This is a genomic window from Cohnella faecalis, assembly GCF_003570905.1.
Classification (GTDB): domain Bacteria; phylum Bacillota; class Bacilli; order Paenibacillales; family Paenibacillaceae; genus Cohnella; species Cohnella faecalis.
Genome location: NZ_QXJM01000040.1, coordinates 157,202 through 171,594, shown reverse-complemented (window position 1 = coordinate 171,594; position 14,393 = coordinate 157,202). Strand labels below are relative to the sequence as shown.

Annotated in this window: 12 protein-coding genes; 10 read left to right on the top strand and 2 right to left on the bottom strand. The window is 58.1% G+C overall.

Features of this window, described 5'->3' with window-relative positions:
- Positions 1-27 precede the first annotated feature (27 nt).
- The 3 genes from D3H35_RS22200 (at position 28) to D3H35_RS22185 (ending at position 3,787) form a co-directional block, all read left to right on the top strand.
- Positions 28-552 carry a VOC family protein gene (locus D3H35_RS22200; RefSeq protein ID WP_325050131.1) on the top strand — a complete coding sequence of 175 codons (525 nt, stop codon included), beginning with the start codon at positions 28-30 and terminating at the stop codon, positions 550-552.
- A gap of 1,532 nt (positions 553-2,084) precedes the next feature.
- Positions 2,085-2,708, top strand: coding sequence for a thioredoxin family protein (locus D3H35_RS22190; protein ID WP_119151386.1), 624 nt, complete (start codon positions 2,085-2,087; stop codon positions 2,706-2,708).
- Positions 2,709-2,746: 38 nt separating this feature from the next.
- Positions 2,747-3,787, top strand: a complete 1,041-nt coding sequence (locus tag D3H35_RS22185; protein WP_119151385.1) for an LLM class flavin-dependent oxidoreductase — start codon at positions 2,747-2,749, stop codon at positions 3,785-3,787.
- 83 nt (positions 3,788-3,870) lie between these two features.
- Here D3H35_RS22185 and D3H35_RS22180 read toward each other — a convergent pair whose 3' ends face one another.
- Entirely contained in the window at positions 3,871-4,710 is an 840-nt protein-coding gene (locus tag D3H35_RS22180; RefSeq protein ID WP_119151384.1) for an amidohydrolase family protein, read from the bottom strand.
- Between the two features lie 217 nt (positions 4,711-4,927).
- Here D3H35_RS22180 and D3H35_RS22175 point away from each other — a divergent pair, with 217 nt between their 5' ends.
- From D3H35_RS22175 to D3H35_RS22145, 7 genes are read left to right on the top strand one after another with little or no spacing between them, the layout of a single operon-like run.
- Positions 4,928-6,259 (top strand): LLM class flavin-dependent oxidoreductase, encoded by a 1,332-nt coding sequence (locus D3H35_RS22175; RefSeq protein WP_119151383.1) that lies wholly within the window; start codon positions 4,928-4,930, stop codon positions 6,257-6,259.
- A gap of 19 nt (positions 6,260-6,278) precedes the next feature.
- Positions 6,279-7,973 carry an ABC transporter substrate-binding protein gene (locus tag D3H35_RS22170; protein WP_119151382.1) on the top strand — a complete coding sequence of 565 codons (1,695 nt, stop codon included), beginning with the start codon at positions 6,279-6,281 and terminating at the stop codon, positions 7,971-7,973.
- Positions 7,974-7,994: 21 nt separating this feature from the next.
- On the top strand, positions 7,995-8,921 hold the full coding sequence (locus D3H35_RS22165; RefSeq protein ID WP_119151381.1) for an ABC transporter permease: 927 nt from the start codon (positions 7,995-7,997) through the stop codon (positions 8,919-8,921).
- A 12-nt stretch (positions 8,922-8,933) separates the two neighbouring features.
- On the top strand, positions 8,934-9,839 hold the full coding sequence (locus tag D3H35_RS22160) for an ABC transporter permease (RefSeq protein ID WP_119151380.1): 906 nt from the start codon (positions 8,934-8,936) through the stop codon (positions 9,837-9,839).
- A gap of 33 nt (positions 9,840-9,872) precedes the next feature.
- Positions 9,873-11,906: an ABC transporter ATP-binding protein gene (locus D3H35_RS22155; RefSeq protein WP_119151379.1), complete on the top strand. Its 2,034-nt coding sequence runs from the start codon at positions 9,873-9,875 to the stop codon at positions 11,904-11,906.
- 34 nt (positions 11,907-11,940) lie between these two features.
- Positions 11,941-13,125, top strand: a complete 1,185-nt coding sequence (locus D3H35_RS22150; protein WP_119151378.1) for a M20 metallopeptidase family protein — start codon at positions 11,941-11,943, stop codon at positions 13,123-13,125.
- Positions 13,126-13,152: 27 nt separating this feature from the next.
- On the top strand, positions 13,153-13,809 hold the full coding sequence (locus tag D3H35_RS22145) for an SDR family NAD(P)-dependent oxidoreductase (protein WP_119151377.1): 657 nt from the start codon (positions 13,153-13,155) through the stop codon (positions 13,807-13,809).
- On the opposite strand, the gene D3H35_RS22140 is transcribed toward D3H35_RS22145, so the two are convergent.
- Positions 13,806-14,348 (bottom strand): hypothetical protein, encoded by a 543-nt coding sequence (locus D3H35_RS22140; RefSeq protein WP_119151376.1) that lies wholly within the window; start codon positions 14,346-14,348, stop codon positions 13,806-13,808. The genes D3H35_RS22145 and D3H35_RS22140 overlap by 4 nt on opposite strands.
- Positions 14,349-14,393: the final 45 nt, after the last annotated feature.

Below are 14,393 nucleotides of genomic sequence, written 5' to 3'. Positions count from 1 at the left end.
CCATGCGGAGAAAGAAGCGGAGATGCGATGGCCGAGAATGCCAAGAAGAGACGAGCAAGACAAGGGGCGCTTCCTCAGCGGGGCGCCGACAGCTACAAGCCGACTGTCGTGCCTAATGCGGTAAAAATATTATTCGGAGGTGTCGCAATGAAATCTACGGTGCAATCGACCACGAACGCAGAACCCAGTCCTATCAAAAATAAAGTCGGAAGTCTCTTTATTCCCGTGACGAATATCGAGAAATCTCGCGAATGGTATTGCAGACTGCTCGGATTGCCGGCGGATTGCGAAATTATGAATGGTCATCTTTGTCCTCTGCCGATGGACGGAACGAGCATTATTCTGGATACGATGCCGATGTGGGGAGGCAAGGAGCCCGGAGGCGCACCCGCCATCAAGACTCCGGCTTTCACGCTGTTGACGAGCGATTTGCAGGGGGCATTCGAGTTCGTCAAAGAGAACGACATCGCTTTGGCGACCGGGATCGAGCACGATCATTGGTTCGTCATCAAGGACCCCGACGGCAATTTGTTGATGGTTGCCAAAGAGTAGAGCGGCATCGGCGGTACGCGCTCCCCTGCTTTCGGCGGACTGGCGGCTTCAGATGCTCATCAGTGGTACGAAGTACCATACTTTCGGCGATTGGTGAGCTAGTGCGCTCATCAGTGGTACGAGGTACCATACTTTCGATGATTGGTGAGCTAGTGCGCTCATCAGTGGTACGAGGTACCATACTTTCGGCGATTGGTGAGCTGGGACGCTCATCAGTGTGACGAGGTACCTTTCTTTCGGCGAATGGTGAGCTAGTGCGCTCATCAGTGTGACGAGGTACCATATTTTCGGCGATTGGTGAGCTAGTGCGCTCATCAGTGTGACGAGGTACCATACTTTCGACGATTGGTGTGTTCGGACGCTCATCAGTGTGACGAGGTACCATACTTTCGGCGATTGGTGAGCTGGGACGCTCATCAGTGTGACGAGGTACCATACTTTCGGCGATTGGTGAGCTGGGACGCTCATCAGTGTGACGAGGTACCATACTTTCGGCGAATGGTGAGCTAGTGCGCTCATCAGTGTGACGAGGTACCATACTTTCGGCGAATGGTGAGCTAGTGCGCTCATCAGTGTGACGAGGTACCATACTTTCGGCGATTGGTGAGCTGGGACGCTCATCAGTGGTACGAGGTACCATACTTTCGGCGAATGGTGAGCTAGTGCGCTCATCAGTGGTACGAGGTACCATATTTTCGGCGATTGGTGAGCTAGTGCGCTCATCAGTGTGACGAGGTACCATACTTTCGGCGATTGGTGTGTTCGGACGCTCATCAGTGTGACGAGGTACCATACTTTCGGCGATTGGTGAGCTAGTGCGCTCATCAGTGTGACGAGGTACCATACTTTCGGCGATTGGTGAGCTGGGATGCTCATCAGTGTGACGAGGTACCATACTTTCGGCGATTGGTGAGCTAGTGCGCTCATCAGTGGTACGAGGTACCATACTTTCGGCGATTGGTGAGCTGGGACGCTCATCAGTGGTACGAGGTACCATACTTTCGTCGATTGGTGAGCTAGTGCGATCATCAGTGTGACGAGGTACCATACTTTCGGCGATTGGTGAGCTGGGACGCTCATCAGTGTGATGAGGTACCATACTTTCGGCGATTGGTGAGCTAGTGCGCTCATCAGTGTGACGAGGTACCTTACTTTCGGCGATTGGTGAGCTAGTGCGCTCTGCTGAAGACCGAATCGTTCGACGTCGCTCTTCATTTGGGCAGCGGCGTATTCGAAGGCATTCAAGTTATTCGCGAGGCTTACAAGTGCTCGGGAACGAAGGATTGGTACTCTTTTCAGATTATTATCTCGACAAGTTGCTACGTAAACTTAGGAACTGCCGTATACCGAATGGTACGTACGGTGGTGTGGAGGTCGGCTGCTCACGACGGATATCGCACGACAATTGCGGGGGTTACGATTTCTCTATTACACGATAGAAAAAGTCGATTAGCCCGCGCGTCTTTGCCATGTTAATTTAATATACATAAATTCATATAAAAATAATCGGAAATTAAAATGGAGGTTTTCCCATGACCATCTCGCAAACATCCGGCTTGTCTCAAGAGAGAAGGGAGCGCGCGTTTCAAGAAGCGGTTTCTTTCGCCAAGTTCGTCGAGGAAGCGCAAGTGAACCAGCGGACATTGACGGCTAATTACGAGGCTTACGCGCCGGAGGAGCGGCAATTGGATTTTCTGAACGACCGGCAGGAGCCGGTGGACGTTCTCGTTCTCGCTCACGATTGGTGCGGAGACGTCGTCGCGAATCTTCCGCTGTTCGGCAAGATCGCGGATCGGACGGATAAGCTGCGGCTGCACATTCTGAACCGCGATCCGGATAATCAGGATATCGCCGATTTGTATAAGCATGCCGACGGGCGCAGTCATATTCCAACCTACGTTTTTTTCGATCAGTCGGGACAGGAGCTCGGCGTGTTTATCGAACGTCCCGCGGAGATCACAGCCCTTCTCGGCCAATGGATCGAATCGTTCTGGAACGAGCATCCCGAGCTGGAGGGACGCGGAAAACCGATAAGCGAGCTCGGCGAATCGGAGAAGAAAGAATTGCTTCGCTATTTGAAGCTTCGGAGAACGGAAGTCATCGGCCAAGAGCAAGAAGCCATTCTGCGGGAAATTCAGAGCATCGTTAGCCGATAGATCATTAAAGCGAGGCGACGGGAGAGGTTGTTCGTGCCATGAAATTCGCATTATTCAGCTTGATCATGAATAATCCTAACCCGGTGACCGGTGAGACGTTTTCGGATCATCAACAGTTGCATAACGTTCTAACTCAAGCCGAATTGGCGGAACGGCTCGGATTCGATGCTTACGGCGTAGGGGAGCGGCACGGCCCCCCTTTTTTATCGTCGTCACCGCCCGTGGTGCTTACGGCAATCGCGTCCCGAACGAAACGGATCCGGCTGCTCACCACCGTAACCGTGCTCAGCGTATTGGATCCGGTGCGGGTAGCCGAGGATTATGCGACATTAGACCATCTATCCGAAGGCAGGCTCGAAATCATCATTGGCAAGGGCAACGATCCGCGGCATTATCCGTTGTTCGGCATTCGGGAGGAACAGCAGTGGGATTCGCTGGCCGAGCGATACGGGTTGTTAAGAAGACTTTGGGACGAGGAGAACGTGACGTGGGAGGGCAAATACCGGCCGCCGCTTCATGAGGTAACCGTGCTGCCGAGACCTTATCAGAAAAAAATTCCGATCTGGCACGGCAGCGCATCCAGTCAGCTTTCGACGGAGCTGGCCGCGCAATACGGGGAACCGTTATTTTCGTCGAATACGTTCCATCAGCAGGAGAAATACAAGGCGCTTATCGATCATTACCGGGAACGATTGGCCTTCTACGGACACGATCCTCGCAAGGCAATCGTCGGGGCAGGCGCGGGCAGCTTGTATTTGGCCGATTCTCCCGAAGAGGCGATCAAGAGATTCCGTCCTTATTACGACGCCTACTTCTCCACGCCTTCTTCCTTGCATAACCAATCCCCTTTCAAGGATCTCGAAGATCACGTTGCCCGCGGCTCGATGTTGGTAGGCAATCCGGAAAGCGTCGTCGAGAAAATACTGAACTATCGGGAAGCGTTCGGGAACGAAGTGCTCAGCATCAGCGTTGACGGGTTATCCGCAACGGAACAACGGGAACAGCTGGAGCGTTTTGCCGAAGAAGTCGCGCCGATATTGCGCCGCGAAGTTCCAAGTTCGGTTTGGAACGGCAAATAGGCGGACGCGCTCCGTATGAATGAACGAGAAGGGGGCCGTTCCGAAGTCATCGCCGATGACATCCGGAACGGCCCCCTTGCCGATTAGAGCGGCAAACCGAGCAGCTTCGCGCCGTTCTCGTATAAGATTTTGCGTAGAACGCCTTCGTTCCAATTCTGGCTCTTGAAGTGCGAGATCGCGAAGTCGTACGGCACGTTCGGGTAACAGCTCCCGAACAACAGTTGATCCGACAGCTGGAAGTTCACCGCCTCGACGTACAACTGGCTGCCGGGAAACCGGAAATACAGATCCGGCGACAGGTAGATGTTCGGACATACGATCGCCGCGGTAATCGCTTCGCTGACGAAAGGCCATGCGCCGTGCGAGAGGATGATCTTGAGATCGGGATAAGCCTTCGCCGCGCGAATGAGCCCGGCCGGTCTGGCGTAATCGTAATCGATAGACTCTCCGGACAAGCCGAGCAGCCCGCTCACCGTAATCGACAGCGGGAGTCCGTGTCTCCGTGCCGCCTCGAAGAGCGGATCGCAGGATGGATCTCCGATCGGCGTTCGAGGCTGCAGCGTAGCCGGATTCAGCGACACGCCGCGGAACAGCCCGGTGGGCGCGAATGTCTCGACAGCGTCAACCGCGCCTGCTATGTCCGGGCTGTCGGCTCCGATGAAACCGATGAACCGATTCGATGTCTGGCCGGATAGGAACGCCGCCAGCTCCGCGTTCGACGAGCCCGGCTCGTTGCCCCTTCCCATGATGACGGCATGCGTGATGCCTTGCGCATCCATCTCTCCGATCACATCATCCAACGTCTCCGACGGGATCGGCTCCAATCCCCGCAAGTTAAGCCATCGGCCCGCCGCGTTGCGTCCTTCCTCAAACAACCGCTCCCAAGCGGGAATCGGAGGCTTCATACGAAAATCGATAGTCACGCGCGATCTTCCTCCTTCCGGACAGTCGTCCATGATCAACCTACCACTCCGCTTCCCGTACGACCAATCGATATCGCCTATTCGTCATTCGAATTTTTCTATTATCCGCCAACGGACATTTCCCTTATAGTAATAGGTAATATACGATTAAAACAAGTGGATTACTATGAATTAATCGCAACCAAAAACAAAAATAGAAACGGAGCGGATTATAACTATGGCAAAACAACGAAAATTGAGACTCGGCGCGGTCATTCACGGGGTAGGGTCGAGCGTATCGGCATGGCGGCACCCCGATATTCAGTCCGATGCCAGCATTAATATCGGTTTTTACAGACAGCAAGCCGTCAAAGCGGAAGAGGGCAAGTTCGATTTCGCATTCATCGCGGACGGCCTTTATATTAACGAGCATTCGATTCCGCACTTCCTGAACCGTTTCGAGCCGATCACGCTGCTGTCGTCGCTCGCTGCCGTCACATCCAACCTCGGGCTCGTAGGCACGTTGTCGACTTCGTACAGCGAGCCGTTCAACGTGTCGAGGCAGTTCGCTTCGCTCGACCACATCAGCGGAGGACGAGCCGGTTGGAACGTCGTCACGTCCCCGGGCGTCGGCACGGCCGCCAACTTCAACAAAGGCGGCCATCCGGAGCACGCTTCCCGTTACGAAATCGCGGAGGAGTACCTCGAGGTCGCCAAAGGATTGTGGGATTCGTGGGAGGACGACGCGTTCGTTCGCGACAAGGAGAGCGGCGTATTCTTCGATCCGGAGAAGCTGCACCGCCTCGATCATAAAGGTACGCATTTCTCCGTCCAAGGGCCGTTGAACATCGCCCGCTCCAAGCAAGGACAGCCGATCGTGTTCCAGGCCGGCTCTTCGGAGGCTGGACGCAACCTCGCGGCCAAGACGGCTGACGCCGTGTTCACCGGCCATGAGACGATCGAGGAAGCGCAGGCGTTCTACGCCGATGTGAAGCAGCGCGCCGCCGCTTACGGCCGTTCGCCGGACAGCATTCTTATATTCCCGGGCATTGGCCCGATCATCGGCGCGACGCTCGAGGAAGCCGAGCTCAAATACGAGGAGACGGCGAACCTTGGCTCGATCGAAGATGCGCTGCGCTACTTGGGCCGGTTCTTCGATCATCACGACTTCACCCAATACCCGCTAGACGAGCCGTTCCCGGACCTCGGCGAGCTCGGCTCGAACGGCTTCAAGAGCACGACGGACCGAATCAAGCAGAAGGCGAAGGAGCATACCCTGACGCTGCGCCAAGTCGCGCTTCGTTCGACAACGCCGCGAAGCAGCTTCATCGGAACGGCTGAAAAGGTAGCGGACGAGATTCAACGCTGGTTCGAGACGGGAGCGGCCGATGGCTTCATTGTCGGCTCCGGCGTTCCGAACGGTTTTGAGGATTTCGTGGACCAAGTCGTTCCGATTCTTCAAGCCCGTGGCCTGTTCCGGGTCGAATACGAGCACGACACGCTGCGCGGCAACTTGGGATTGCCGTTTCCGATCAACCGTTATGCGAAACAAACCGTCACTTCTAATTAAAAGGGAGAGTAACCATCCGATGAAACCTATCGCTAAACGTTCGAAATTAGGGCTGACGTTCGTATCGCTGCTGCTCGTCTTGTCCGCGTTGTCCGCTTGCGGCAACAATAATAACAACAAGGAAGGCGCCTCCTCCCCCGGCGCCGCTTCCAAGCCGCCCGCATCCGAATCGGCTTCCGCATCCGCATCGCCGCAAGCTTCGGCTACGCAAGGCGGCGTGCTCACGTACGCGCTGGCGACGTCGCCCGATACGCTCGACCCGGCCCGCAGCGGCCTCGCGGTTGCTTCCCGCGTCTACAAGACGATCTTCGATAACCTCGTCGTTACGGACGCGGACAACAATATCAAGCCTTGGCTCGCCACGGAATGGACGGCGGGAGAAGATGGCCTAAGCTACACGTTCAAGCTTCGCCAGGACGTCAAATTCCAGGACGGCACGCCGTTCAACGCCGATGCGGTCAAGTTCACGTTCGACCGGATCAAAGATCCGGCGACCAAAGCGTCCAACGCTGCCGCGCAGCTGTCTGCCTACGCTTCTTCCGAGGTCATTGATCCTTATACGATCAAGCTGAACCTGTCGACCCCTTCCCGCGCGTTCCTCGGCAACCTCAGCACCTCGACGCTCGGCATCGTTTCGCCGACGGCTGTGCAGAAGTACGGCGAACAGTTCGGCAAAAACCCGGTCGGTACCGGGCCGTTCAAGTTCGTGAAGTGGGAGGAGAACGCGGACATTCAGGTTGAGCGCAACCCGGATTACGCTTGGGCGCCGGGCAACGTAGACAACCAAGGCGCCGCTTATTTGGACGGCATTACGTTCAAGATCATTCCGGAGGAAGCGACTCGGATCGGCAGCGTGCAGAGCAAGCAGATTCTAGCCGCCGAGACCGTGCCGCCTCAGAACGTCGTCTCGATCCAAGGCGATTCCTCGCTGCAACTGCTGAAGGTAAACACGGTCGGCTTGCCGTATACGCTGTTCCTCAATCAAGATAAAGCGCCTTGGAACGACGTCAAAGTGAGACAGGCGCTGCAATACGGCATCGACGTCGGAGCGATCGTGAAGACGCTGTACTTGGGCACTTACGAGCAAGCATGGTCCTCGCTGACGCCGGGCATCTTCGGCTACGATGCCTCGCTCGAAGGCTCGGTGAAGCCGGATGCCGACAAAGCCGCCAAGCTGCTTGACGAGTCCGGCTGGGTTACCGGAGCGGACGGCATCCGCGTGAAGGACGGCAAGAAGCTGACGCTGCATTACGTCGACGGTACGCCGAACCGCGAGAAGCGCAACGATATCGCCGTCATCATTCAACAGCAGTTGAAGAAGATCGGCGTTGAGGTGAACATCGAGCTTACGAAGGATGTCTTGACCAAAGTGTTCAAGAGCAGGGATTACGATATATACGGCAACAGCCAAGTGAATAGCGATCCGAACGCGCTGTATGCGTTCTACCACACGGCCGCTCCCGGAGGCTTCGGCAACATTGCCGGCGTGTCGGATACGCAAGTCGACCAGTGGCTTGAGCAGGGCGCGGTAGAGAAGGATGACGCGAAGCGGGCGGAGCTGTACAAGAACGTCCAGCAATACATCAAGGACAACGCCGTCATCATCCCGATCTACGTGTTCCCGTATACGGTCGCCGCGGGGAAATCCGTGCAAGGGCTGAAGTTCGACAAGTCCGGTTACCCATTGTTCAATGACGTTAATCTTCAAAAATAACGCGCGGAGGAGGTAACGGCCGTGGTTAGAGCGGTATCGGAACGGGTGATCGCCTCGCTGCTCGTCATCGCCGGATCGTCCGTGCTCGTCTTCGTGATCATGTACTTGCTTCCCGGCGACCCGGCGGGATCCATCCTTGATCCGTCGACGGCTTCCGCGGAGGCGATCGCCAACCTTCGCCGCCAGCTCGGTACCGACCAGCCGTTCCTGCAGCAGCTTGCCGACTACTTCGGTAAGCTGCTGCACGGGGATTTCGGCCAGTCGCTGCTCAACTCCGAGCCGGTGCTGCCGAAGATCGTGGCGCATTTGCCGGCTACGCTCACGCTAGCCGGCGCGAGCACGTTCATCTCGGCCACGGTCGGCGTGCTGCTTGGCGTACTGTCGGCCATTCACCGGAACAAGACGATCGACGTCGTCGCCCGAATCGTCGGCTTGCTCGGCATCTCGATGCCGACGTTCTGGTCGGGCATTCTGCTGCTGCTCGTATTCTCGATCCATCTCGGCTGGGTACCGGCGATGGGATCGGAGGGCTGGAAGACGCTCATTCTGCCGGCGGCGACGCTCGGGTTGATCGGGGCCGGCTTTATCGTCCGGATGGTTCGCAACAGCATGCTCGAAGTCGTGAACGAGCCCTTCATCGTGACGCTCCGGTCCAAAGGGCTGTCCGAGCGCGCGATCATGTACCGGCATGCGCTTCGCAATGCGCTTATTCCGACGGTGACGATGATCGGCATGCTGGTCGGCGAGATGCTGGCGGGCGCGGTCGTCATAGAGACGGTCTTCTCCCGGCAGGGGATCGGGCGCATTCTCGCGGACGCTATCATGGCCAAGGATTTTCCCGTCGTCCAAGGCGTCATCTTTTTCTCCGCGATTGTCTACGTATTTGTCAACCTGATCGTCGACCTCTCGTATACGTTCATCGACCCGCGCGTCAGGCGCAAAGCATAAGGAGGACAGCACATGAGAGATTCGGCCACGACGGCGACGGCGAAAGCCGTGCTGCGGCGCGGCAAGTGGGAGCTTCCCGCGCTGCGCGTCCCGGGAAGACGGTTAAACTTCCCGAAGTTGTTCGTAGGACTCGCCGCGATCGTGATCGCCTTTATCGCGCTGTGCGCGATCGCTCCGCAATGGGTAGCGCCTTATTCGCCGACGGAGATGATGACGGACATCCTCTTGCAATCCCCGAGCGCCGCGCATCCGTTCGGCACGGATTACTTCGGCCGGGACGTGTTCAGCGTCGTCGTGTACGGCGCGCGGGATTCGCTGTTCATCGGGCTGCTGTCGGTGCTGGTCGGCGGCCTCATTGGAGGCACGATTGGCGCTCTGTCGGGCTATATCGGCGGATGGTTCGATACGACCGTCATGAGAGGCATCGACGTTCTGATGACGATTCCCGGCATCCTGCTGGCGCTGGCGATCGCCGCCGCCCTGGGGCCGAGCATGACGAATATCGTACTAGCCGTCGCCGCGGCTTCGATTCCCGGCTACGCGCGGGTGATGAGAAGCCAGACGATGAGCATTAACGGACGTCCGTTCATTACAGCCGCGCGTTCGATAGGTGTATCGAACTTCGGAATCTTCTGGCGGCATGTGCTGCCGAATTCATTATCCCCGTTGCTCGTCATGACGACGATCGGCATTGGCACTTCCATCTTGGCGGGCTCGGGACTGAGCTTCCTGGGGCTCGGCTTGCTGCGGGAAATACCCGATTGGGGCACGCTGCTGTCGCAAGGCAGAGGTTATTTGACCATCGCGTGGTGGATTTGCACCTTCCCGGGGCTGGCGATCACAATGCTCGTGCTGTCCGTCAACATCGTCGGGGATTGGCTGCGCGATAACTTGGATCCGAAGAAAAAAGAAGCTTAACGCATTAACGCTAAGCAGAGGGAGGGATCCGACTTGGAGCAACTGCTCGACATTCAAGAGTTGTCCGTCGATTTTCATACGCGAAGAGGGCTGCTTCAAGCGCTGACCGACGTCTCGCTAACGATCCTCCCCGGGGAGACGGTCTGTCTCGTCGGGGAGTCGGGAAGCGGCAAGACGCTTACCTCGAAGGCGGTCATGCGACTGCTCGATTACGAGAACGGCCGGATTTCGAAAGGCCGCATTCGTTTCGGCGGCCACGATATGACGACGTTGTCCCAGCAGGAACTGCGACTTCTTCGGGGCAAGAAGATGGCGATGGTGTTTCAGGAGCCGATGGCAGCCTTCGATCCGGTCTATACGATCGGTCATCAGATCGTCGAGACGATCCGGGTGCACGACGCGAAGACGAAGGCCGAAGCATGGATGCATGCCGTATCGCTGCTTGAACGAGTCGGCATTCCCGAGCCTCGAATTCGAATGAAGCAATATCCGGGGGAACTGTCGGGAGGCATGCTGCAACGCGCGATGATCGCGCTCGCGCTGTCTTGCGGCCCGGAGCTGCTCATCGCGGACGAGCCGACGACCGCGCTCGACGTAACCATCCAAGCGCAAATTTTGCAGCTGCTGCAGGAGCTGAAAGAAGAGTTTGGAATGGCGATCCTGCTCATAACGCACGACCTCGGCATTGCCGCGGAAATCGCGGATCGCGTCGTCGTCATGTATGCGGGCCGCGTCGTCGAGCAAGCGCCGACGGAGGAGCTGTTCACAGCTCCGCGTCACCCCTATACGCAGGGGCTGCTCCGGTCGATCGCTTCGCTCGATACGAAGAAGGGCGAGAAGCTGCATGCCATCGAAGGGACGATTCCGAGCTTGTCGGCGCTGCCCGCAGGCTGCCTGTTCCATCCGCGCTGCCCGTACGCGACGGACCAATGCCGGAGCGAAGCGCCGCCGCTCGTCTCGGAAGGCGATCGGAAAGCGGCTTGCTGGCATAGCGATCGGGTAATCGAGGCCGCTTGGCGCGTACCGGATACGCAAGCCGCCGCTATCGTTGACACAGAGTCGGCTCGATCTGCGGTTGACGAGAGCGGAGAGGATGCGCCTGCTCCCGATTTGATCGAAGTAAACGGGGTAAGCAAATTTTATCCGGTCAAGGGTCGGTTGCCCGGCCGAACCCGCACGTTCATCCGCGCTGTCGACGACGTGAGCTTCACGATCCGCAAAGGAGAAACGTTCGGTCTCGTCGGCGAATCCGGCAGCGGCAAATCCACGCTTGGCCGGGTGCTGCTGCAGCTTGAGCGCGCGACCGAAGGAACGATCTCGTTTCAGGGCCGCGAGCTGACGACGCTCGGCGGTTCGGCGCTGCGCGGCGCGCGCAGAGAGATGCAGATGATTTTCCAGGACCCGTACGGGTCGCTGGATCCGCGTTGGAGCGTCGGCGACATTATCGCGGAGCCGCTTCGGACGCACGAGAAGCCAAGCGCGCGCGAAAGTCAGGAGAGGGTCGCCGAATTGCTCGGCGCCGTCGGGCTGGACGCATCCTACGCGAAGCGGCATCCGCACGAGCTGTCGGGCGGACAGCGGCAACGGGTCGGCATCGCTCGCGCCATCGCGCTGAATCCGCGATTCGTGCTGGCGGACGAAGCGGTATCGGCGCTCGATGTGTCGGTGCAGGCGCAAGTCGTCAACCTGATGCAAGAGCTTCAGGCGAAGCTGGGCTTGACGTACTTGTTTATCGCCCATGGCCTTCAGATCGTCCGCCACATCTCCGACCGGATCGGCGTCATGTATCTGGGCAAGCTGGTCGAGATCGCGCCGAGCCATGAGCTGTTCCTTCGTCCGGCGCACCCGTACACGCAAGCTCTCATCGCCTCGATCCCGTTGCCTGACCCGTCGCGTCGATGGGAGCGAACGACGCTGCAAGGCGAAATTCCTTCGCCGATGCGGCCGCCGTCGGGCTGCCGGTTCCATACGCGCTGTCCGTTCGCTGCGGCTAAGTGCCGGGAGGAAGAGCCGAAGCTTGCGGTGATCGGCAAAGACCATGTCGCGGCGTGCCATTATCCGATCTGATACGAGCAATTAGCAGATAGAAGGAGGCGAACGGATGACGACCACGCTGAGGAGATGGATCCGTGCGCTCGAAACTGACGAACGGGAGATCATCGAAGTTAGAAGATATTTGCACCGGCATCCGGAGCTCAGCTTCGAGGAGCATTGCACGGCTGCCTACATTGCCGAGCGCTTGCGCGATTACGGTCTCGAAGTGAGAACGAACGTAGGCGGCAACGGCGTCCTCGGCTTTCTCCAAGGCGGCAAGCCCGGGCGTACGCTCGCGTTCCGCGCCGACTTCGACGCGCTGCCGATTCAGGACGAGAAGGAGGTGCCGTACAAGTCGACGGTGCCCGGCGTCATGCACGCGTGCGGACACGACGCTCATACGGCGGCGCTGCTCGGCGTCGCCGGCGTTCTGAGCCGGCATCGGGACGAGCTCGGAGGCAAGATCGTATTCTTGTTCCAGCATGCGGAGGAGAAGCCGCCGGGAGGAGCCAAGGCGATGATCGAAGACGGCTGCCTGGACGGCGTCGACGCGGTGTACGGCCTGCACGTCTCCTCGGAAATTCCTTACGGGCGCGTCGGGCTCCGGGAAGGTCCGGCCATGGCCGCCGTCGACGCGTTCACGATTACGATCGTCGGCAAAGGCGGACACGGGGCTCGGCCGCATAATTCCGTCGATGCCTTGGTCGTCGGAAGCCAGCTCGTCGGCAGCCTGCAGCAGATCGTCAGCCGCCGGGTCAATCCGCTGCAGCCCGCGGTCGTCACCGTCGGCGTGTTCCACGCGGGCACGGCGTTTAACGTCATCGCGGGCAAAGCAAAGCTCGAAGGCACCGTACGCACGTTCGATCGGCAAGTTCGCAGACAAATCGAGGATGAGATCCGTCTTCTCGTCAGAGGCGTCTGCGAATCGGCGCATGCGGACTTCGAGATCGACTATTTGAACGGCTATCCTCCGCTCGTGAATCCGAGCTCGGAAGCCGGGCGAGTGCGAGCGCTTGTCGGCGAGCTGTTCGGCTCGGAGGCATGGATCGACTTGCCGCAGGTCATGGGCGCGGAGGATTTCGCCTATTACCTGGAAGCTAAGCCAGGCGCTTATTTGCATGTAGGCGCACGCAACGACGAGGAGCTAACGCATTATCCGCATCATCATCCGAAGTTCGATATCGACGAACGGGCATTGCTGGCCGCAGGCAAAGTGTTCCTGTCCTTAGCGGCGGCGGAACATTCGTCATAAACCGATAAAAACAAAGGAGAGAATCCCATGAGCAAACCCATTATTGCCGTCGTAGGAGCAGGTCCCGGTGTCAGCGCGGCGGTCGCGCGCAAATTCGGATCGAACGGATTCCGCGTCGCGCTTGTCGCGAGAAACGCGATTTCGCTGGACGCATTGGCAACCGAGCTGCGCGAGCAAGAGATCGAGACTTACTTCGTGACGGCCGACGCATCGCGGCCGGAGTCGCTCTCCGATGCGTTCCGATCCATTCGGGAGCAGCTGGGCGAGCCGGACGTGCTGCTGTATAACGCTGCAGCCATTTCCAAAGCCGCGGCAACGGCGCTGGACGAACGGCAATTGATCGAGGACTTCAAGGTGAACGTCGTCGGCGCGCTGACGAGCGTCAAAGAAGTCGTGCCGCGCTTCGTCGGGCGGAAGGAGGGAGCCGTCCTCATTACGGGCGGAGGCTTTGCCTTGCATCCTCACCCCGATTATGCTTCGCTCTCCATCGGCAAAGCCGGCGTTCGCTCGTTGACGTACTCACTGGCGCAAGAGCTTAAGCCGAGCAACGTCTATGTCGGCACTGTCACGATCAGCGGCTTCGTGTCTCCCGGTACGTATTTCGACCCGGATCGCATGGCCGATAAGTATTGGGAGCTGTACACGGAGCGCAATTTGATCGAATACGAATACACCGAGTCCTAATCAAAGTTGTCGCTGCGGGAGGTACGAAGAGCAACGGTTCCAAGCAATAGCCACGCCGCGCCGAACGGAACGGCCAGCCATGCTCTCCAATCCTGGTCGTTCATTACGATCAAGGAACACGCGGTTATCAGGTAGGCGGCTCCGATAGATAGCGGTGCCGTCCGCTTGACAATCTCGTTGACTCCGTACGAGAACAAGCCTAAGAAGAGCAGAATCCAACCGATGGCTACGGTGGGTTGAGGGTCCCAGCCCTGATGCTGCATCCATCGTCCAATCGCCATAAGGGAAGCGCCCGCTAGGAGCGGAACGCCTAGCAGATGTTCCGCAAGCGATTTTGACCGCCTCCCGAACCAATGCATACCCAAGCAGCCGACCAGAATGAAAGCCATTCCCGTCATGATCCAGATGTGGACATCATCCACTTCGCGATATCCCCCGCTTTCCGCTTCGGGCCTCAGCGCAATGACGATCCAAGATACGATCCAGACCGTTCCTCCGACTATGGAAGAAATACCCCACCAATTTGTTTTTTTCGTCATGGCTATTCCCCTCTTCGCTTATGTTTCGCTCCATGCTCGTATGGT